We start from the raw sequence: 21,708 nt of genomic DNA on the forward strand, positions 1-21,708 counted from the left end.
AGTTGGGTTGTCAGAATAAGCCTGGATATATGACAAGCAAAGGGTAAAATCGGGTTGGGTTGTCAGAATAAGCCAGGATATGTGACAAGCAAAGGGTAAAATCGGGTTGGGTTGTCAGAATAAGCCAGGATAAGTGACAAGCAAAGGATAAAATCGGGTTGGGTTGTCAGAATAAGCCAGGATATGTGACAAGCAAAGGGTAAAATCGGGTTGGGTTGTCAGAATAAGCCAGGATATGTGACAAGCAAAGGGTAAAATCGGGTTGGGTTGTCAGAATAAGCCTGGATATATGACAAGCAAAAGCGAAAATCGGGTTGGGTTGTCAGAATAATCCCGATTAATATGACAAGCAAAGATTTATGGTGAAATCTCAAAAACAGTCCCTCGGTTAAAATCGGTCACCCTCATGGAGCCATATACCCCTAAATAGAGTCTCGTTTGGTTCAGATTTGTTCCGAGACTAACATAATAAGCCGATTGAGAACCAAAAGGATTATCGGTTTCTATGACACTATAATCGTTTAGTTTTCCATCTGTTCTTGCGGTGGAATAAGCTAAAACGCCTCTAACCGGGGAGGATTCCTTTCGGGCAAGGTCGGTAAACAGAACGCTTCCCGTTAAGGCAGGGATTCCACTCCCCATATAGGCTTGCACTCCGGTAAGTGCTGTCCCGCCGAACTTATCGGGCCGGGAATCTTTATGAAGATAGGTGGTTAAAGGCGGGAGGCGCCTCACTGACGTATTTACTGCATCACTGTAATAGGCAAATGTATGCGCATTTGAACCAGGATTCCCGGGGCAGCCCCTTATAACCGGTGTGGGAAACGTGCCTTCCCATCCTCGCCAGCCAAAGTTAATCAATCCTGTTTGCTCGAGTTCAGCGTTCATTTGAGCGGCTTTAACAAGTTGAGTAACTGGTATTGGTTTATATTGAACAAATGAAAAAATAGACTCTGCAAAGTCTTGGCCGACAATTCCCGCATATTTCATATACAGCTGCTGAATCCTTTGATATGAAATGCCTGGTATATTTCGAACTCCTTTGGCAATTACCGTGAGGGTTTCCTGAATTGGCAGGGGAAGTTCATTAAATCGCGTGACGACAGGCGGGTTGGTGATAGACGTATTTTTACCTACATCAATTTCGATGATTTTCCCCGCAATTTCCATGTCGTCCTGGGCTAAATTAAATGGATCATAGCCTGACCCGCCATCGCCCGTTGTTAAAACAAGCTTTCCTGTTTCAGGTGAAAAGTTCAGGCTGTTGACGCCATTATGGTTAAAAAATGGCCTCCTTACGTTAAGCAACGTTCGCCGTTTCTGGGGCTGGCCATTCGCCCGTAATATCCATTCTTCAACTGTATCAATATGGTCATAGCGCGTTTCTCTGTTTGTCCACCTTAGGTTTAACGTTCTGGGATCGCACGGATTAGGCGCAAAATGCTCAGAAAGTGCACCCGGGCCTTGTGTTCCAGCTGCTGAATAATGAAGATAAAAGAGGCCATTGCTGTGAAATTCGGGATGAAACGCGAGCCCGAGCAACCCCCGTTCATCATACCCGCCACCGGAAGTACCGAGCTTAATGATCCGCAGGCGAATGTCTAAAAAAGTCCTTAGCCCTCCGTCTCCTATGTAAAAAATCTCCCCCACCTGAGTTGCAATGAATAATCTTTCAACCGGGTCCCCCGGAAGGAACGCTGTTTTCATTACAGTCGGTAAATTTATATTCCGTACAATCGGCTGTAAACGAACCTTAACTTTTCTCAACGGACATTCCCCCCGTTCTTATCGGTTCTTTTTTATAAGAATATGGTTTGATTTGCTCTATTAGTACCGGGCGGGGCAGAGGAATCCTACTAGATACTGTATTGTTTTTAGAATCAGCGGATTTTAGGGAAGGGAGGCCGAGGGGATTTGAAAACCGTGATTCAATAAAAAAGGAGAGTAAATCATTTGCGATTTACTCTTCTATCCTTTTGTTTATCGCTGTAGTGCTCTAAGTATTGAGGGAAATACCTGTTTCAGCCTTGATTCTTTTTTTATAAATAAGATTGGAAAGAGATACACTGATTTCGTAAAGCGTTAGTAAGGGAACGATGACTAAGATATCTGAAACGATATCCGGCGGTGTTATTAGAATGGACAAGACCACCAAAGCAAAGTAGGAAATTTTTCGAGCCTTCTTGAGCCTTGCAGGATTCAAGATCCCTAATCTCGTTAAAAACATAACAACGAGCGGCATTTCAAATATAAATCCGAACGGAAGTGTTAGGTTAATCATAAACGCAAAATATTTTTCAGCTGTAAACATTGTTTCGAATTCCCCGGCAGAGAGGCTTGTAAGGAAACCCAACACGATTGGAAAAAGAACGAAATATCCAAAACAAATCCCCACAACAAATAATATAAATAAACCTGGAATAAACTTAAGCGTCACTTGTTTCTCTTCTTCCTTTAATGCAGGGGAAACAAATTTCCACGTTTGATATGCAGCCAGGGGAATGGTACATGCAATGGCAAAAACACATGATAAAGTCATATAAACCCATAAAATATCACTTGGGCCCAGCACTGCCAGCTTCCCGTAATAATCCCTGATTAGCCAGCGATACAAATCTGGCACAAAAATAATTGTTGCCATTAAAAAAAAGATAAAGCCGCACATTGTTATGATTATACGACGGCGAAGTTCCTCTAAATGTCCAATTAAATGGGTATCTTTTGCTAGCATTTATACTGCCTCCTCCTGTTAATCCTTCAGTAAAAAGAAGATGTAAGCACAAATTGTCGCTTACATCTTCTTGTTTTGGCTAAATTCCTTTTTCCTCAGGAAGAATTTTCTTCTCTTTTGTATGTTCTTCGTCGGCAACCAGCTCACGGGTAGACTTTTTGAATTCCTTTAATGTAGATCCAACAGCTCGTCCTAATTCAGGTAATTTGGATGGACCGAAAATAATTAAAGCAATCACTAGAACGAGAATTAATCCTGGTATTCCGATATTTTGAAGCAAGGACTGCACCTCCAATTGTATATGAGCGCTAAAACATTCTCTTTTTTCATACGGCCGTGTTCTATTGTCTTGTGCCCCCTTCGAAGTTGGTTATGTAATCACCTTGATTATAGTGAAAGAGTAGGCAAATGTTTATAAAACGAGTGTAAAGAATAGTAAAAATAGTATTAACATTGTTACAGCAATATAGAGTAATCCTAGGTTTTTCTGTGGTTTCCGCTTGATAAAATAAAGCTTCCAAGAGTAACCAATGCAGGTAGTTTAACGTTTATCGTTGTTGATAACCCTTACAACCACAGTTTACATATCTTAATAATTTTTTACTTAACCCATACAAGGTTTCAACCATTTATTAAAATTCGCAGACTATTCTAAACCTGTGCTTCGAAAAATACCTGTAAAGGGGCTGCGTATTCTATGGATACTAAACAAACTACGAAAAATGGCTTGAACAGACGGGATTTCTTAAAGGCTGGAGGAATGGGGACACTTGCTCTGACTCTTGGATCAACTGGTGTTCTCGCACTTGGTTCTAAAGTGTTAGCAGATAAAAATGATAATCCTGCAAGCGGCTTTGCCGGATATGGTCCTTTGGTTCCGGATCCGAACGGAATTCTTGATCTTCCACAAGGCTTCCACTACAAAATTATTTCGCTAGAAGGCGAAGCAATGTCAGACGGCAGCAAAATCCCTGGAGCGTTTGATGGGATGGCAGCATTTGAAGGACCAAATAATACAACGATTCTTGTCCGTAACCATGAATTAGGGACAAATGCAAAGCATCCAGTAGTTGGAAAAAGCCCTTATGACCCAGCGGCTGTAGGTGGAACAACGGCTCTAGTTGTTGGCCAAAATGGAGAAGTCATTAAAGAATATGTAACATCCTCCGGGACAATCCGAAATTGTGCTGGCGGTGCCACGCCATGGGGAACATGGCTGACATGTGAAGAAACACGTTCCGAAACACACGGTTATGTTTTTGAAGTCGATCCAACACAGCCGGAAAACGAATTGTCCAGAACCCCGATAAAGGAAATGGGGCGTTTCTCACACGAGGCATGTGCAATCGATCCATCGACAGGTTATGTATACTTAACAGAAGATGCCAGCCCGAGCTACTTCTACCGTTTCATTCCGAATGACACAAGCCAAACAGTAGGCTCCTTACATAAAGGCGGTAAGCTTTATGCCGCGGCGATTGAAGCAGTAACAGATCCATCGGCAAGTACGTTTAAAACAGGACAAACATTCCAAGTTGTATGGAAAGAAGTTGATGCTCATTTCTGCCGCGAGGATGCGAAGAAGCATAACTGCATTGAATTCTCTAGACTAGAGGGAGCGTTCTTCCAGAGCGGAGTTTTCTGGTTCGATGACACATCTGCCGGCGAGAAAAAACTTGGACGCGTCTACCGTTATATTCCTCACACGAATACATTGGAGTTGTTTTATGAGGGAAATGATGCCCGAGATATGGAATATCCAGATAATATCTGCATGACTCCTTGGGGCGACCTTTGGATTGCGGAAGATGGTTCCGGCCAAGACCGTCTACTTGGAATTACACCAGAAGGAAACGTCTATGTTTTTGCCGCCAACCGCTTAAGTGATTCTGAATTGGCAGGCCCAACTTTCTCGCCAGACGGAAACACACTGTTTGTCAATATTCAAGATCCAGGTAAAACCTTTGCGATTTGGGGACCGTTCCAACGCCGAAACTCGGCGCGCGCTAGGGAAATGTCCTATGCTGCTCCTTCGAATCTTGCACCGCAAGTTTCAGAAAAAGTGGCTAAGGCTGCCGAGGAACAAGGTATGTCTATTCTAGAAGCGGCAGCATTCGTACGCGCTGGAGTGGATATCGGCTAAGAGGAACGGTTCTGCTTAGTTGGAAAGTGAACGGGGACGGTTATCTATTTGCCAAGGCAAACAGGAACCGTCCCTCTTTAGTTAATAAGATGAGCTAAGCCTGGTGTATTCATATGTAAATGGCTGGGAAAGTTCGAGGGTGGCGATATCGGCATCAATAAGGGCGTACCCATTCCTTTGTTGTGCGAGTAGGGCTTTCTTTAGCTGAAGTATGCTCATCCCTGGGCGTTTTTTTAGCATTTCTTGTAACGTCGTTTCCATGCGGAGACATCCTTTCACTCTTTGTTAACACTATTATCACATTGTTTTCGTGATAAATGATGCTATAATTGTTGCGGCATTTTGGACAATTAGTGTCAAATTTTTGATTTTTTTGGGATGTTTTCGAGAGATGGAGACTGTTCGTGTAGGGGAAACTAGGGATGAGCTGCTTGATGGCATGGGCCAATTTTCAAAAAAAAACACCGCACGAGGGTGCGGTGTTTCAACGTCATTGGTTATTTAAAATTTCGTCTTCTTCGTGAAAGGCTTCAGGGGAAGTAGAATCGTTGCAATTCCAACAATAGCTTCTATTGCTTTCCCATTTGTTTAGCTGGTCCCCACAATAGACGCATTCATTCGGATCAGATTGTATCATCAACCGTTCCTCCTTCCGCATTATTAAACCATAGGCGAAGTGGAAAAAGTCAGAACGAACCTAAATCCAGGGATTGTCCTTTAGATTATTTGCTTTACCCTATTTTATTAGTGTTTAAACTATTTAATGACTGTTCCTTAGTTATTAATGTACTTCTCAAAAACCGCTCCGAAATCTTTTTGATGGTATTGTTCGCGTGTCGATTTCAGCCACTCGAAGCTAAACTCGGTTATCTGCTTGTACTGTTCAGCGAGCACAACGTCAGCCGGCCTTGAGTTTTGCAGGATAGTTGTGGCCTTATCAAGGCTTGCGCTGGCCATTTGCAGCATAATATTGTTTTCGATTGTAACTTCGGATATGTAGAGCAGGGCTTTGTAGAGGTCGTTCAGTTTATTGATTTGCTTTTTGTCGACATCAATGCTGAACTGCTGGTTTCCCAAAGTGAATTTTATCTCGATATCGAGGTCAACCCTTCCCGCTGTTTCAAGCAGGACATCGGTGATTTTATACTGAGAATAAGGATAGCGTTTCAGTATCCGCTTGGAGGAAATCGCATTTTCCCCGTCAACATGAAGGAAGGCCAAATTTGTGAAGCAATATTCATCCGCTTTCGTCTTAATCAGGAAGTAAATTTTCTCATTATCTTCATGGCGGACATAGTCATCTGCATCCGTTTTGTCAAAGTCCTGAGGCTCAATGATTTTTCCAATATCCGACAAGCCAAGAGCATCGGAAGCCAGTTTTTTAAACATTTTCCTCTCACCCTTTTCCATTTTAATTAACAATTTCATTTTACCATAACGGCCTTTTTTAAAATTTATCTTTTTGGATAAAAACGATTTTTTGATATAGGATGGGATAGAAGGTCGTTTGCCAAAAGGGAGAAGAGAACTTCTGAAGGGGATTTTTGGTTTTTGCCGAATTAAAGGAATAGGGCTTTTTTGGAACTTTAAAAGATAGTAGGAGGATTTTGACTTGAATAAACCAACCGTGCTATTCGATCTGCATACCCACCATGACCGCTGCGGCCATGCGCGCGGGAACATTGAAAGCTATATTGAAGCGGCAATCGAAAAAGGAATGACAGCTGTTGGAATTTCCGACCACTCTCCTTATTTTGCCGAAGAAGAGGACCGGCCATTTCCTGGAGTGACGATGGCGAAGAGTGAATTTGAAGGTTACGTGCAGGAAGTTCTGCAGTTAAAGGAAAAATATAATGGGAAAATTGATGTATTGTTGGGAGTGGAAGCAGACTTTTTTCCAAAACATGTGGAAGTATACCGACGCTTTCTAAACAAATATCCGTTTGATTATATTATTGGTTCTGTGCATTTTGTGGAGGATGTCAGCATTTTTAAAAAGATGCGGTGGGACGGTCTTTCAAATAGTGAAAAAGTACGTGTGAAGGATGCCTATTACTCATTAATCGAACAATCGGCACGAAGCGGCCTGTTCCAAATCCTTGGCCACATTGATGCAATGAAGGGATTCTATCCATCTTTTTCGTCAATCGAGACCAATGCAATTGAAAAAACGCTCAAAATCATTGGTGAACAGGATGTTGCCATTGAAATTAACACTTCTGGCAAAACGAAGGACTGCGGAGGTTGGTACCCTTCTGACAAAATATTGGAAGTTGCCAAGCATTACGGAGTAACAGTCACGTTTGGCTCTGATGCCCATGACCCCGAAAGAGTAGGAGACGACTTCGACTTTGTCCGGCAACGCCTCAAAGAAATCGGCTTTACCGAGTGGGTTTATTTTAAGGAGAAGAAGAGGGTGGCTGTGCCGCTATAACGGGTTAGTGTGTTCCGGTACTCTTCATTATGTATTTTTCCTAAAAAAAGGGGACGGTTCCCTTTGCTTATCGGCAAACAAGAACCGTCCCTTTTTGCATGGTTAAACGATCGTCTATTGCAATTCCATCTTCATGTCGGCAGCTTTTGCCCAACCTTTTAGGCTTATGAGTTTAAAGATTCCTAGTGAAATAATGATTGGTAAAATAACGCCAACAGCAATATAGATTGCCAGGACGACCGGGCCTTGTTCCGCCAAAATGTTAATCGGCGCGATCAAAGAATTCAAACCGAGTCCAGCAAGCTGATAAGGCACTTGAAAATCAAAAATGACTGTTGCAATTGGTGCGCAAATGATTGCCGCGATAAATGGCGGAATCGCCAACCGAGGATTTTTCACAAGGTTAGGGAATTGAACTTTAGGCGTAATGAGCGATTGAGCAATATTAGCACCAACATCATTTTGTTTATAGGACATTGCTGTAAATGCAGCAAATTGTACCGTACAGCCGATCAATGCCGCCGCGCTGGAAACGGGATCAAGCTGCAAAGCGACTGCGATTGCCGCGGAGGATGCGGGTGACATAAGGAAAATGCTCCAAACAAGTGAAATGACCATTGGTCCAATAATAGGAGAACCTTCAACGGATGCAGTAATCTGTGCACTTAGCCAGTTGATCAATGGAGTCGTAATGATTGCCAGGAATACTCCGGAGACCCCGCCAACAAAAACAGCCGAAAATGGGATTGCCATCATGTCTAGTTTTGTTTTTCCCATAACTCTTTTTCCTACCCAAGTAGCGATAATCGCAGCCAACACAGCACTGAGCGGCTGCCCGGTCACAAGGGTTACCCCGCCGTCTTCAGTAAGTTGGACGGCTTGGGCACCTATCGTACTTGAAGCCATCGCACTAAAAATAACAAGTGTATTGCCTCCAAGCTGGTAGGCGATCCCCGCGCCAAGTGCCGGAGCGAGCATTAGCTGTGTTGCTTTTCCAATTTGATTAAAGCCTTCCCAGCCAGTAAAGGTTCCTAACGATTCAATGAGCAGGCCGATTCCGAGCGTAACCAGAACCGCATTGGCGAGTCCTTGTGAAGCTTTATACATTCGGTCGATCAAATACTTCTTTGTTGATGGTTTCATTGGTGATTTTTCCTCCTGCAAGTGTTTATTGGAATTTTCTAATTTTTTTATCCAAAAAAAATCACTCATAAATTAGCTATGAATGATTTAATGGCAATTGTTATTATAATATAGTTGTTTTTTGCTAGTGTCAATGTAATTTTTCTATTCAGAGAATTTTAAACGCTTTCAATCCTTTGTATTTTCCCTTCAACCGGTTAAAGTGGGATTCTGAATAAAGTTATACCGAGATATTTTAAAGTAGTGAAGCAGTGAGGCAGTGATGAGGCAGGGGACGTTTCCATCGCTTCATTCGGGACTCGAATGAAGCAGCAGATACGTCCCCATGTATCAAAGCAGCGGATACGTCCCCTTGCATCACTATTGCATCTTATTGCGAATGACTTTCACGATTTCCATTAGTATGACTGCTGCGGCTGCAAGGCCTGCTGCAATGAGGAAGTCATTCCAGCCAAATTCTGCGGGGATTTCAAAGATTTCGCGTGTAAATGGAAGCACTGTGACTCCGTAAAGGACAAATCCCAATAGGACTGCGCCAATGACTGGTTTATTGCTGAAGAATCCAGCTCCGATTGCTGTTTGGGTATTGGAACGGGCGGCAAATGTTTGCAGAGTCCTTGATAAAATCAATGTTGTGAAGGCCATGGCAACCCCCATTTCATTGGAGTGCTGCAAGCCGAGATAGAAGGAAAAGATGACCGCTGCCCCGATTAAAATACCCCGGATTGCCACTGCTTGTAATGTGCCGCCTGCAAACAGCCCTTCATTCGGATCGCGTGGTTTCTTTTTCATAACATTTGGTTCAGGTTTTTCCATACCTAGTGCAATCGCCGGAAGGGAATCATTCACAAGGTTTATGAAAAGCAATTGGATTGCTGTGAATGGATTCGGCAGGTTGAATATGACTGCGTAAAGAATCGCAATGATGGCTCCAAGGTTACCGGCAAATAAGTAGCTGATTGCTTTTTTAATATTTGCGTAGACCGTCCTGCCGACTCCCACCGCTTTGACAATGGATGCAAAGTTATCGTCAGTGAGGATCATCGAGGAAGCGTCTTTTGCGACATCTGTCCCGCTGCCCATCGCCACCCCAATATCCGCTTGTTTCAATGCCGGAGCGTCGTTTACCCCATCGCCGGTCATTGCCGTGACGTTATCTTTTCTTTGCCACGCACGGACGATCCTGATTTTATTTTCAGGTGAAACGCGGGCATAGACCGAAACGCGTTCCAGTTTCTTATCAAGTTCATCGTCGGACATGGCGTCAAGCTCTTGTCCTGATAGGGCTATGTCACCTTCATCCATCAAGCCGATGTCCCGGCCAATCGCCTGGGCCGTTGTTTTATGGTCGCCTGTAATCATGACCGTTTTTATTCCGGCGCTTTTTGCATTTCTAATCGCTTCATAAACTTCATCGCGAGGAGGGTCAATCATCGCCGTCAGCCCGACGAGCACGAGATTGTTTTCATCGCTTACGTCAATGTCGTCCTGGCCTTCAGGCAATACTCTGTAGCCATATGCCAAAACACGTAAAGCCTGGTTGGAGAAATGTTCGTTAGCCTGTATAAATTGCTTCAGGCTTTCATCTGTTAATGGTACTTCCTTGCCTTCAATAAGCATATGGCTTGCGCGGCCAAACATCACATCTGGTCCGCCTTTTGTTAAAATCATCCGCCGCCCGTTGATTGTATGGGCGGTTGACATCAATTTCCGGTCTGAATCAAACGGCAATTCAGCCACGCGCGGATAGGTTTGGCGAAGCTCATCATAGTCCTTGTTGGTATTATTGGCGAACTGAATGAGCGCTACCTCTGTTGGGTCGCCGATTTCCTGTCCGTCATTGTTGATGTATGAGTCATTGCATAATGCAGCGATATTGACGAGCATTCGTTCAGAATCATTCCACTTATTTGGATTTTCCTTCAGTGGTTTTTCGGAGGCACCCGGAATGAAATGATCCGTAACGGTCATTTTGTTTTTTGTTAGCGTTCCTGTTTTATCCGTTGCGATGACGCTCGCAGACCCCAATGTTTCAACAGCAGGCAGTTTGCGGATAATCGCATGCTGTTTTGCCATTTTATTCGTCCCGACTGAAAGGACAATTGTGACAATGGCTGATAATGCTTCTGGTATGGCGGCAACGGCAACAGCGACTGAAAACATTAACGCATTCAGAAGGGCTGTGCTAGTATCAACAACATCATTGCCTAACCAAATCCGGACCGCCTGCAAGGCAAAAATAAATATAGATAAGAGGAGGATCCCCATGCCAAGTTTTTTGCTGAATGCATCCAACTTTCGTTGAAGCGGCGTCTGTTTTGCTTCGGCAGTCGCAAGCATGTCTGCAATCTTTCCGATTTCAGTCTTTTCAGCTGTCCCTGTGACAACCAGTCTACCATGGCCATAAACAACAAGAGAGCTGCTGAATACCATGTTTTTCCTATCACCTAGTGGTGCCTCATCCAAAATGGGATCCGTATGCTTTTCGACTGCTTCTGATTCCCCTGTCAGCATCCCCTCATTCACTTTCAAAGATGCACTTGCCAGGATTCGTCCGTCAGCTGGAACGTAATCGCCGGCTTCGAGGAAGACGATATCCCCCTGGACAAGTTCTCTTGCAGGGATTGTCTGCTTTATTCCATCCCGGATTACTTTTGCCTCTGGTGCCGACATATTGCGTAAAGCCTCCAGTGACCCTTCCGCTTTTTTCGTTTGAACGACGCTAATAATAGAATTCAAGATCAAGACAAGCAAGATGATGAGTGATTCGACGATTTCGCCAAGAACCACTTGTACACCCGCGGCAATTAGCAACACAATGACCATTGGGTCCTTAAAAGTTTCCAGGAAAAGCTTCCATGTCGGAACTTTTTCCTTATCCTTAATTTCGTTATAGCCGTCTCTTTCAAGACGAGTTCGGACTTCCTCATTCTTTAACCCATTCAGTGAGGATTGAACGGACTTCAGTACTTCTTCCTTACTCTGTTGATAAAAATTCATTCCAGTGCTCCTTTCGCAAAATTCATTATTAAAAGGCTTTGATACAACTGGCCTTTGATCTCACATCGGAAGGAGAAGCTTCCGGGATAAAAAAAAGCGAGACCTCAGCCATAAAGGCAAAGGTCTCGCTTAGCAATCAGTAGAATGCCAATAAAGCCGATGATCGGATGATCACGGAGTGACGACTTTATTAAGGAATGGGGTATCCATTCCAAAGCTACTCCCCTTTGACACAGTGTCAAAGAATGTTTTTAATATAATTTATTTTAACATAGTTCACATTCTTTGAGTACTATTCCCACTCGTTCATAGTTCTAAACTTCTTAGGTACATAAAGAAAAAAGGAAGTTAAGATGTCTGACCAGTTGATTATTCCTTGAATAATACCAAACAACTTTAATATAGGAAGATAGAAGATAACCCGCCAGGTAGTTTTGGACCTGGCGGGTTTTTGCAATTATATGTTGCTGATGGCAAATTTTATCCGGACTAATTCTGATTTTGAGATTGATGATGGCAATGTAAGGGTTTTACTATATTGAAAATGCGTGAGACAAGAAATCTCATTCAAATTCGTGTATAGTAGTAAAGGTCTTTTCAAAAGTGCCAACTTATTGTTATAGTATAAGTTGCCACTTGGTAGCCATTTTCCTTAACAGATGTTTTTTCTAACCTCCAGGCTAATGAAAACGATAAAAAATGGCAAAAATAAATATGATATGGGCAATTTTACAGAATGAGGTGACTTGATGAATCCCATAGTAGAAGTAAGGAATGTTTCCAAGATTTTTGGAAAATCTCCTAGAGCAGCAACGGATTTGTTGAAGCAAGGCAAATCAAAAAGAGATATTTTGAAACAGACAGGACAGACAGTTGGCGTGAATAATGTCAATTTTGAAATTTATCCTGGCGAAATATTTGTGATTATGGGTTTATCCGGAAGCGGGAAATCCACCCTAATCCGGATGTTTAACAGGCTGATTGATCCGACAATCGGCGAGATTTTAATCGACAATGAAGATATTGTCAAAATGAATACTGCCCGGTTAAGGGAAGTCAGGCAGAAGAAACTTAGCATGGTCTTTCAAAATTTCGCCCTGTTCCCGCATAAAACGATCGTGGAGAATGCGGAGTATGGTCTTGAAATTAAGAAAGTACCTGTAGATGAACGCCGTTCAAAAGCAATGAAGGCTTTGGCGAGTGTCGGTTTAAAAGGGTACGAAAACCAGTTCCCATCACAGCTGAGTGGTGGAATGCAACAGAGGGTTGGCTTGGCCCGTGCTCTCGCAAGCGATACGGATATCATTTTAATGGATGAGGCCTTCAGTGCTCTTGACCCCTTAATCCGAAAAGACATGCAGGATGAATTGATCGAGATCCAGGAACAATACAAGAAAACGATCATTTTTATTACCCATGACCTGGATGAGGCATTAAGGATTGGAGATCGAATTGCTTTGATGAAGGACGGCAGCGTTATTCAGCTAGGCACACCGGAACAAATCATGATGCAGCCTGCAAATGAATTTGTGGAGAAATTTGTTGAGGATGTCGATTTGTCGAAGGTGTTGACGGCATCGCATGTGATGAAACGGCCGGAAAGAATTAGTGTTGACAGAGGCCCGCGGGTTGCCCTTGAAATTATGCGGAAGCAAGGGTACTCAAGCATATTTGTCGTGGACCGCCACCGGAAACTGCTTGGGGCATTGACCGCTGAACAAGCGCGGCAGGCCATTGACCAGAACCAGACGATTTCCGACGTGATGACAACTGACATTCCGACGGTCGCCGAGGATACGTTATTGACTAATCTTATGGATACGATGGCAACTTCAAGTTTGCCGATTTCCGTTGTTGATGAAGAGAATAGAATTAAAGGAATTATTGTCCGGGGAGCTGTTATTGGCGCTTTAGCGGGAAATAAGGATTCCTTGAACGAAATGGAGGGGGAATGATTTCATGAATATGCCAAAAATCCCTCTTGGAAAATGGATCGATTCCCTAGTTGAATGGATCACCGTAGCGTTTGCTGGCTTGTTTTCATTTATTACAACAACAATCGATGGGTTATTGGATTTAATGGTGAATGTATTAAGTGCGGGCCCTCCGATTGTATTAATCGTCGTACTGACCCTTTTAGTCGCATACACGAGCAGATTGCCATTAGGAATCTTTACGCTGGTCAGTTTGCTGTTGATCGATAATCTTGGATACTGGGACTCAGCGATTCAAACACTTGCCATTGTATTAGTGTCGGGATTTTTAACAATCCTGATCGGCATCCCGCTTGGAATTTGGTGTGCACAAAACAAAACAGTACAAAGGATTGTCACGCCTGTTTTGGATTTCATGCAAACAATGCCTGCGTTCGTTTATTTGATTCCTTCGATTTTATTTTTTGGAATCGGAGTCGTTCCAGGGATTATTGCTTCGTTTATTTTCGCAATTGCACCAACCATCCGCATGACCAATCTTGGTATTCAGGAAGTACCTAGGGACCTGATTGAAGCATCGGATGCATTCGGTTCAACAAGAGGCCAGAAGTTGCTGAAAGTCCAGCTCCCACTGGCCACTCCAACGATGTTGGCAGGAGTTAACCAAAGCATCATGCTAGCCCTGTCCATGGTCGTTACGGCTTCGTTAGTTGGAGCACCCGGCCTTGGGGCGGATGTTTACCGTGCAGTCAGCCAAATTAATGTAGGGCAAGGGTTCGAGGCAGGTTTATCCATTGTCTTTATCGCGATTATCCTTGACCGCCTCACGCAAAACTTACGCAAGCCTGCATACGGGCATGTCGTTAAGGGAAGAATTGTTTTTGGCCTGTTAGCCGCGCTTGTTGTCGGGACTCTCCTTGTACAAGGATTTGCTAAAGAAGAGGCAATTACAGGCGATCCCAATGCGATTGGCGCCCAAACCAATTATAAAATCATCGGGATTGAACCTGGGGCCGGAATCATGGCACAGGCCAGCAATTCCATTAATGAGTATAGGCTCGATAATTGGAAAGTTGTTGAAGGATCTTCGGCAGCAATGATTGCAGAATTGCAGAAAGCTTATAAAAATAAACAGCCGATTATTGTCACCGGCTGGTCGCCACACTGGATGTTTTCCAAATTCGATTTGAAATATCTTGACGACCCGAATGGCGTATTCGGAGGGATTGAAGGTATTCATACAATCGTGAGAAAAGGCCTCGAGCAGGATGCTCCGGGAGCGTATAAAATCCTTGATCAATTCTCCTGGGAAACTGCCGATATGGAAGCCGTAATGGTCTCTATCGAAGAGGGAATGTCTGCTTCTGAAGCTGCTGAAAATTGGATAGCTGAAAATAAGGATACAGTAGCTAAATGGACAAACGGGGCCCAAAAAGGCAACGGCCAAAAAATCAACCTTGTCTATGTTGCCTGGGATACAGAAATCGCCAGTACGAATGTCATCGGCAAGGTCCTTGAACAGTATGGCTACAAGGTTACACTTAGCCAGGTTGAAGTTGGGCCGATGTTTGCCGGGGTTGCCAACGGAAGTTCCGATGCAATGGTTGCGGCCTGGCTGCCAAGTACCCATAACGAATATTATAATACCTACAAGGACGATTTCGTCGACCTTGGACTAAACCTTAAAGGAACAAAAAATGGATTAGTCGTACCTGAGTATGTCGATATTGATTCGATTGAGGATTTGAAATAAGGCGTATAATATTAATGAAGAAACCCGCTTAGTAGCTCTAAGCGGGTTTTTGCAGTTTATGCGCTTGTAGCCGTGCTGAAGCAAAAGCCCAAAACCTGGGTTCGGATTAGTGACAGCAACTGCCCAAAACCCGGTTGGGTTGTCAGAATAAGCTAGGATATTTGACAAGCAAAGAGTAAAATCCTGTTGGGTTGTCAGAATAAGGCCGGATATGTGACAAGCAAAGGGTAAAATCGGGTTGGGATGTCAGAATAATCCCGGATATGTGACAAGCAAAGGGTAAAATCCTGTTGGGTTGTCAGAATAATCCCGGATATGTGACAACCAAAGGTTAAAATCGGGTTGGGTTGTCAGAATAAATTCGGATATGTGACAAGCAAACGCTAAAGTCGGGTTGGGTTGTCAGAATAAACCCGGATATGTGACAAGCAAAGGTTAAAATCGGGTTGGGTTGTCAGAATAATCCCGGATATGTGACAAGCAAACGCTAAAATCAGGTTGGGTTGTCAGAATAAGCCCGGATTTGTGACAAGCAAAGGTTAAAATCGGGTTGGGTTGTCAGAATAAACCCGGTTTAGTGACAGCAACGGCCCAAAAACCGGGTTAGATGTCACTCAAATTGGAATGAGTGACATTAAATGGCCAGACCCGGTAAAAGTGAGGTTTGTATTTTTAAAGCTAGACTGAATGATTAGCGCCCGGTAATAACCGCTGTTGCGGATATTACGGGGGCGCTTTTTTTGTGCAGGGTGTAAGGTGAACGGGGGGTATTTGATGGCTGCCTGTTGGACAGGGGGCTTCTGATATGGGCCAATTTTTCCAAAAAGGGGTTAGATTTTGGCAGGTTCGTTCATAAGATGATAAGAGGGGGGTGATGGGATGAGTGTCCATGTTGTGAGGACTGGCGAGAATTTGTGGCTGATTTCGAGGAAGTATGGGGTTTCGATTGATTCGATTGTTCGTGTGAATGGGTTGGCATCTGCGTCAATGATTGTTCCGGGGCTTGCCCTTTATATTCCGGAGGCTGGCCTCGCATCCCGGGTTTATCGGGTTAAGGCGAGGGATGTTCTTTGGGAAATTGCGCAGCGTTTCCGCACGACGATTTCATCGATTGCTGCTTCGAATTCGGGTCTTGATATCCATCGGCTAAGAATTGGCCAGGTTCTTACCATCCCCTCCCCAATCAAGTTGGAGATGATGGCCTTGGGATTCCTTGTTCCCTCTGGAACCGCGGCGGACCTGTCAGTTATTGATTCACTGGCCAATCAATTAACGTATGCGGCGATTGTTAATTACTCCATTACGGCGCAGGGTTATGCTTATGCTGAGAGGGACGACTCCGCGATTGTCGCAAGGTGCAAACAAGTAAAGATTGTCCCGTTATTGATGATTCGGAATATGGATTCGAGCGGGTTCAGTGCGGAGCTGGTGGGAAGCGTTCTTGAAAATCCAACGTTCAGGCAAAACTTGGTAGCGAGTATCGCCAATTTGGCTGCCAGCCGAGGGTTCGGGGGAGTGAGCCTTGATCTGGAGTTTATCCCTCCAGCAAGGCGAAATGATTTTTCCTTGTTCCTGCGGGATTTGAAGCGGCGACTAGGAAATCTTCTTTTACATGTGAATGTCCATGCCAAGACCGAGGATTTGCCAACGAATCGGATTGTCGGGGCATATGACTATGCGGCTATTGGAAACATTGCCGACATGATGGCGGTAATGACAATTGATTATGGCTATCCCGGGGGCCCGCCCGACCCAGTTTCTCCAATATATTGGGTGGAGCAGGTAATGGCGTATGCGATTCGGTTGGTGAATCCGCAGAAACTGATGATGGCGATGCCGCTGTATGGCTACGACAAGGTGGTATCGACAAATGCAGCCAAGGGATTGTCGGTCCTGGCCGCACAAAATCAGGCAATATCAGTGGGAACATCGATCCAATTTGATTCCACTGCCCAATCTCCATGGTACCGATATTGGAAGGGGACGGAAGAGCATATTGTCTGGTTCGAAGACATCCGCAGTTACATCAAAAAATACCAACTTATCGACCAATACAACCTCGCCGGAACAACCTACTGGCAAATCAGCCTCCCCGCCCCACAAAATTGGGCTTACCTATCAAACGAAATTTTCGAAGTGAAGCAGTGAGGCAGTGAGGCAGGGGACGTATGCAGTGCCTCACTTTGGTAAAAGAGTGTGAAAAAAATGAATCCATCCCCCGCTTTATAGGACTTTTACAACAAATTGCCGGGTTCTGGGCCCATCGAACTCGCAAAAATAGATGCCCTGCCACGTCCCGAGCAATAGCCGACCCTCATTGACTATCACGAATTGGGAGGACCCTACCGTACTGGCTTTCATATGCGCGGCCGTATTTCCTTCCATATGCCTGTCTAATTCATGGTGCCACGGATAGACTTCATCAAAGCGGCGGATCATGTCGCGCTTTACGTCGGGATCCGCATTTTCATTAATGGTTATGCCAGCTGTCGTGTGCGGGCAATAGACGATGACCGCCCCTTCCTTTAAGCCCTGGTCGGATACGAAGTTCTGAATAAGCTGGGTTACCTCAACCATTTCATCACGGTGATTCGTTTGCAGCGTGAATTTCTTTATCATGGAACAATCTCCCCTTTCTCCTTAGTGGCTACTTTACAGACTTTCCGAACGGGAAAGCTCACTCCTTCAGGGGTGGGATGGGAGTGAGGCCGGATGCGGGGTGCCGTAAACCAACAGCTTTTCGGCACCTCAAGTATCCGGAAGCCGGATATTGCTTCATGTTTTATTCTATCATAACAGCGGCTATTTCTTGTATCCCCGCTTCAGCTAAAGTATAATCAATATACAGGAACATATGTTTGTGGAGGTTTTTCATATGGCCATTCCCCGCTCACCCAGCTTTGTCCTCACTCTGGAGCTTGACAGCCATCCCGGGCTTTTTTCCGCTGCCGACAAAGAATTGGAAATCCTCCGTGTCATCTACAACACTGTCCTCGGGAACTATCTGAAGCTGGAAAACCAGATGAAAAGGCTGAAGGAATACAAAAGATGGATCCGGCAGTTGCATGGGATCAAAGGAAAACTGGCATTTGATGAAGAGAACCCCTTCCTGCAAAACGAGCTGGAATGCGTCCGGGAAAGGCTCAAGGACTTAAGGGAACAATACCAGCTGACCGAGTATGCCTCGCACGCTTGGGTAAAAGGCATCCGTAAGCATTTTGGGGACAAGGTGAACGCAGCCTTCGCCCAGAAAACCGCTTCCCGCGCCTGGCTTACCTTCAGGAAAAAACTGTTCGGGAAGGCAAAGAAGGTCGTGTTCCTCCGAAAAGGGGAAATGGCGAGCTTCGAAGGAAAAACCAATAAGACAGGCTGGCGGTATCACAATAAGCATCTCGTCTATAAGGACATGTCCACCCCTCTGAAGTGGACGGGGCATGACAGCTATGTGTCCGAAATCCTCTCCCATCTCGAAAAGAAAACCCCATTCACCTATACCATTCAGAAAAACGGGGAAGCCCAAACCATCAACGATTTTTATCATGTCAAATATGTCCGGATTGTAAGGGAAATCATCCGCGGGAAGGTACGCTTTTTTGCCGACCTGATCATTGCTGGCTACCCATCGTCAAAAGGAAGGAAGCTCGGGAAAGGCAGAATAGGGCTTGATATCGGCACGGCGACCCTCGCTGTTTCCTCCCTTAAAAAAGTAGCTCTCTACAACCTGGCGGAAGATGTAAAAATACTGGCAAGGGAAATCAAATTGGCCCAGAGAAGGATGGACCGTTCCAGGCGCGCCATGAACCCCGGCAACTATCACGAAAACGGCACAATAAAAAAAGGCAGAAAAGAATGGCAGTTATCAAACCGCTACCAAAAACAGCAGGCAAGGGTAAGGGAACTAAACCGCAGGCAGGCCGCCATCCGAAAACTCGCGCACCAGGGGCTCGCGAACTCCCTGCTTCCGCTCGGTGATGCCTTCTTCATTGAAACTATGAATTTCAAAGCCCTGCAAAAACGGGCAAAGGAAACAAAGGTTTCCGAAAAAACCGGTAAATATGCCAGGAAGAAACGGTTCGGAAAGACGATCGGCCACAGGGCCCCCTCCATGTTTGTAAGCATACTGGAACAAAAGGTGAAAAGCCTTGGCGGGATTTTTAAAAGGGTCAACACCCAGACCTTCAAGGCAAGCCAGTACTGCCATGTCCGGAACGACTTCTTTAAAAAACCACTGTCAGAACGATGGCATGTGATTGAGGATGAGACAAAAATCCAAAGGGATTTATATTCCGCCTTTTTGTTGATGAACGCAGATTCTTCCGGAACAAAAGCGAAACGAAAGGCATGCATGGAGACCTTTCGACGATTCAAGAGCCTTCACGACCAGGAAATCAATACAATCATAAAAGAGGAAAGAAGGATCCTCAACTCCGGAATCCTCCTGTGATGAAAACCTAATCATATTTAGGCGGTGTGATGCCACCGGGCTTGCGAAAGCCAAAAGATGCGGCCGCAAATGGCAGCGGAGGCTGCTTTGGACGCGAAAGTCCTGAAGGAAATTGTCCCAGTGTCCTAGCCCTAGATGCCGAGCGTATCAAGATGCGAACTGTGGCTGCCGGCAAGGAAGAAGGCAATGGATTCAGAACCCCACGGGTTTAGCCGTGGGAGTATCAGTACAGCGGCGTGGAGGATGTCTTTTTTAAAAAATGAGAAGTTGGGTCCTAGGTGAAGCAGGGGTTTCACTTTGGTTGAAGATTATGTGAAGAAATTGAAGTATTAGATCCGTTCCCCGCTTCACGCTTCAGTTGTTCCTCTTTGCGTGTTATGAGGACGAGGCTCCCTAATATAATTATCAGGCCGGCAAACATTCCGGAGGTAATCTGTTCACCCAGTACGATGGCTCCCCATACCATGCCAAATGGTGGAATCAAAAATGTCACGGTAACAGTTTTTGTGGGGCCGACATGATCAATTAGATAATAATAAAGGAGATACCCTAAGGCTGTCGAGAAAAAGGCGACTCCAAGTACTGAATACAAAACGACTGGTGTCAGGATAATCATTTGTTCTGGATAACCGGCCAAGGTAATCGGAATTAATAATAGTGTAGCGCCCATCAACTGGCCAAAGGCAACCGTCAATGGAGAGCAATTCTTGAAGGTTTTTTTCGCATAAACACCACCGAAGGCATAGGAAACAGTCGAGAGAAGGGAGCACAAACTCGCCAGAAGAACCTCAAGGCTTGGCTCTACAGGACTCCAGCCAACGGTAACGACAACGCCGATCAACCCAAGCATAATTCCCAGGCTTTTAGAAAGGGTAAGCCTTTCCTTCATCCAGACCCAGACTGCGATTGCTGTGAAAAAGGGAATCATGGCATTGATGATTGCTAATAATGACGCATTCAAATGAAGGGCCGCCAGGGAAACGAGCGTAAAGGGGATTGCGGAATTCAGGGCGCCGATGATTAAAAAGTGTTTCCATCGCTGCTTGAGATGAATTGATTTTTTGTAAAAAAGAGCAATCGCCACCAAACCGAGAGTCGCAAAGGTGACCCGTCCTTGAGAGGTAAGAAAAGGACCGATTGCCGGGGATGCAATCCGAACGAATAAGAATGATGACCCAAACAAAGCTGCCAATGCAAACAAAACAGCAAATTCCTTACGTTTCACGAGCTTCGCCTCTAGTTCTTTTACTGACTTCTTTTTTTAATGTATTCCTCCCGGGGAAAACGGTGAGGTGAGCTTGCTGTGATGGCGGGAAAGAAAAGCTTTGGTGCGGTATTTGGAGAATGCCGTGCGATTCCGGGGTGTCCCCGTTAGAAGCAGTTGGGCGTCAAAGATTTACTCAAAAGCGGAAAAGGTGTCGCTCAAATACCGTTAAGCGACAAAGATTTACTCAAAAGCAGGAAAGGTGTTGCTCAAATTCGGATGAGCGACAATGTCGGGTTCAACCAGATTGGCGCCCCGTTATAATCGCTGTCGCGGTTTTAACGGGGGCGTTTTTTCTGTGTTTTGCGTTGTGGGCGCCTGGGCGTGCAGGGGGTACGGCAAACGTTGGGTATTTGCTGTCTGCCTGTTGCACAGGCGGGCCTTGGATATGGGCCAATTTTTCCCCAAAGAGGTTTATTGCCTTAAGATCTCGACGATTTCATTTCCGGTGGTGAGGTCGGCGAAGGTGAAGTAGATGTGGCCGCCGTAAGTTATGGGTGGTTTGGGTTTGTGAGTGAGGTGTTTTTCGGTCTTTAGGATCCAGAACATGTAGGGGTGGGCGGGTTTTTCGAATCCCCAGCCTTTGTTGCGGTCGTAGATGTAGGCTTTGATTCGGAGTTTTTCGTTTTGGTCGAGGTGTTTGATGAGTGGGTCGATGGTGTCGTTGAATGGATCGAAGGCTGCGGCTTTTTGGATGGTGTAGAGGGTTTCCATGGCACCACCGCGTTTTCTGAAGGTTACGTAGGAGTCGGATTTGTAGGAACGCGGATGGGGGTAGGCATGGATGTTGTGTTCGGTGATGATGTCGTATGTGCCGCCGGCGGGTATGGATAGGACGATTGGGTTCATGGTTTGGGCTCCT

General features: G+C 45.0%; 17 protein-coding genes. 7 read left to right on the forward strand and 10 right to left on the reverse strand.

Features of this window, described 5'->3' with window-relative positions; translation table 11 throughout:
* Positions 1-357 precede the first annotated feature (357 nt).
* From AR337_RS18175 to AR337_RS18185, 3 genes are all read right to left on the reverse strand, one after another.
* Positions 358-1,767 carry a sorbosone dehydrogenase family protein gene (locus AR337_RS18175; RefSeq protein ID WP_059173453.1) on the reverse strand — a complete coding sequence of 470 codons (1,410 nt, stop codon included), beginning with the start codon at positions 1,765-1,767 and terminating at the stop codon, positions 358-360.
* 229 nt (positions 1,768-1,996) lie between these two features.
* Positions 1,997-2,731 carry a twin-arginine translocase subunit TatC gene (gene tatC / locus AR337_RS18180; RefSeq protein WP_059173454.1) on the reverse strand — a complete coding sequence of 245 codons (735 nt, stop codon included), beginning with the start codon at positions 2,729-2,731 and terminating at the stop codon, positions 1,997-1,999.
* Between the two features lie 79 nt (positions 2,732-2,810).
* Positions 2,811-3,011 (reverse strand): twin-arginine translocase TatA/TatE family subunit, encoded by a 201-nt coding sequence (locus tag AR337_RS18185; RefSeq protein WP_059173455.1) that lies wholly within the window; start codon positions 3,009-3,011, stop codon positions 2,811-2,813.
* A gap of 417 nt (positions 3,012-3,428) precedes the next feature.
* Here AR337_RS18185 and AR337_RS18190 point away from each other — a divergent pair, with 417 nt between their 5' ends.
* The gene (locus AR337_RS18190; RefSeq protein WP_059173456.1) at positions 3,429-4,874 is read left to right on the forward strand and encodes an alkaline phosphatase PhoX; all 1,446 of its coding nucleotides are present in this window, start codon (positions 3,429-3,431) and stop codon (positions 4,872-4,874) included.
* Positions 4,875-4,955: 81 nt separating this feature from the next.
* Here the strand turns inward: AR337_RS18190 and AR337_RS18195 are convergent, their stop codons facing one another.
* Together AR337_RS18195 and AR337_RS18200 are read right to left on the reverse strand one after the other, a co-directional pair.
* Positions 4,956-5,135, reverse strand: coding sequence for a hypothetical protein (locus tag AR337_RS18195; protein ID WP_059173457.1), 180 nt, complete (start codon positions 5,133-5,135; stop codon positions 4,956-4,958).
* Positions 5,136-5,648: 513 nt separating this feature from the next.
* A complete protein-coding gene (locus tag AR337_RS18200; RefSeq protein WP_059173458.1) occupies positions 5,649-6,263 on the reverse strand; it encodes a PH domain-containing protein in 615 nt (204 codons plus the stop codon).
* Positions 6,264-6,501: 238 nt separating this feature from the next.
* On the opposite strand from AR337_RS18200, the gene AR337_RS18205 reads away from it, so the two are divergent.
* Complete coding sequence (locus tag AR337_RS18205) at positions 6,502-7,308, forward strand: histidinol-phosphatase HisJ (protein WP_059173695.1); 807 nt, start codon at positions 6,502-6,504, stop codon at positions 7,306-7,308.
* Between the two features lie 114 nt (positions 7,309-7,422).
* Here the strand turns inward: AR337_RS18205 and AR337_RS18210 are convergent, their stop codons facing one another.
* Together AR337_RS18210 and AR337_RS18215 are read right to left on the reverse strand one after the other, a co-directional pair.
* Positions 7,423-8,451, reverse strand: a complete 1,029-nt coding sequence (locus AR337_RS18210) for a PTS transporter subunit IIC (protein WP_059173459.1) — start codon at positions 8,449-8,451, stop codon at positions 7,423-7,425.
* A gap of 360 nt (positions 8,452-8,811) precedes the next feature.
* Positions 8,812-11,451 carry a cation-translocating P-type ATPase gene (locus tag AR337_RS18215; RefSeq protein ID WP_059173460.1) on the reverse strand — a complete coding sequence of 880 codons (2,640 nt, stop codon included), beginning with the start codon at positions 11,449-11,451 and terminating at the stop codon, positions 8,812-8,814.
* Positions 11,452-12,200: 749 nt separating this feature from the next.
* Between AR337_RS18215 and AR337_RS18220 the strand changes: the two genes are divergently transcribed.
* From AR337_RS18220 to AR337_RS18230, 3 genes are all read left to right on the forward strand, one after another.
* Positions 12,201-13,406 (forward strand): glycine betaine/L-proline ABC transporter ATP-binding protein, encoded by a 1,206-nt coding sequence (locus AR337_RS18220; RefSeq protein WP_059173461.1) that lies wholly within the window; start codon positions 12,201-12,203, stop codon positions 13,404-13,406.
* Between the two features lie 4 nt (positions 13,407-13,410).
* Entirely contained in the window at positions 13,411-15,138 is a 1,728-nt protein-coding gene (locus AR337_RS18225) for a glycine betaine ABC transporter substrate-binding protein (protein WP_059173462.1), read from the forward strand.
* Between the two features lie 879 nt (positions 15,139-16,017).
* Positions 16,018-17,286, forward strand: a complete 1,269-nt coding sequence (locus tag AR337_RS18230; protein WP_059173463.1) for a glycosyl hydrolase family 18 protein — start codon at positions 16,018-16,020, stop codon at positions 17,284-17,286.
* Between the two features lie 75 nt (positions 17,287-17,361).
* Here AR337_RS18230 and AR337_RS18235 read toward each other — a convergent pair whose 3' ends face one another.
* The gene (locus AR337_RS18235; protein ID WP_059173464.1) at positions 17,362-17,757 is read right to left on the reverse strand and encodes a secondary thiamine-phosphate synthase enzyme YjbQ; all 396 of its coding nucleotides are present in this window, start codon (positions 17,755-17,757) and stop codon (positions 17,362-17,364) included.
* Between the two features lie 256 nt (positions 17,758-18,013).
* Here AR337_RS18235 and AR337_RS18240 point away from each other — a divergent pair, with 256 nt between their 5' ends.
* The gene (locus AR337_RS18240) at positions 18,014-19,582 is read left to right on the forward strand and encodes a hypothetical protein (protein ID WP_059173465.1); all 1,569 of its coding nucleotides are present in this window, start codon (positions 18,014-18,016) and stop codon (positions 19,580-19,582) included.
* A gap of 29 nt (positions 19,583-19,611) precedes the next feature.
* A complete protein-coding gene (locus AR337_RS18245; protein WP_059173466.1) occupies positions 19,612-19,794 on the forward strand; it encodes a hypothetical protein in 183 nt (60 codons plus the stop codon).
* Between the two features lie 80 nt (positions 19,795-19,874).
* Here AR337_RS18245 and AR337_RS18250 read toward each other — a convergent pair whose 3' ends face one another.
* Together AR337_RS18250 and AR337_RS23320 are read right to left on the reverse strand one after the other, a co-directional pair.
* Entirely contained in the window at positions 19,875-20,807 is a 933-nt protein-coding gene (locus AR337_RS18250; RefSeq protein WP_059173467.1) for a DMT family transporter, read from the reverse strand.
* 453 nt (positions 20,808-21,260) lie between these two features.
* The gene (locus AR337_RS23320; protein WP_156424447.1) at positions 21,261-21,695 is read right to left on the reverse strand and encodes a hypothetical protein; all 435 of its coding nucleotides are present in this window, start codon (positions 21,693-21,695) and stop codon (positions 21,261-21,263) included.
* Positions 21,696-21,708 lie beyond the last annotated feature (13 nt).

Source organism: Bacillus sp. FJAT-27445 (genome assembly GCF_001510665.1).
GTDB lineage: Bacteria > Bacillota > Bacilli > Bacillales > Cytobacillaceae > Bacillus_D.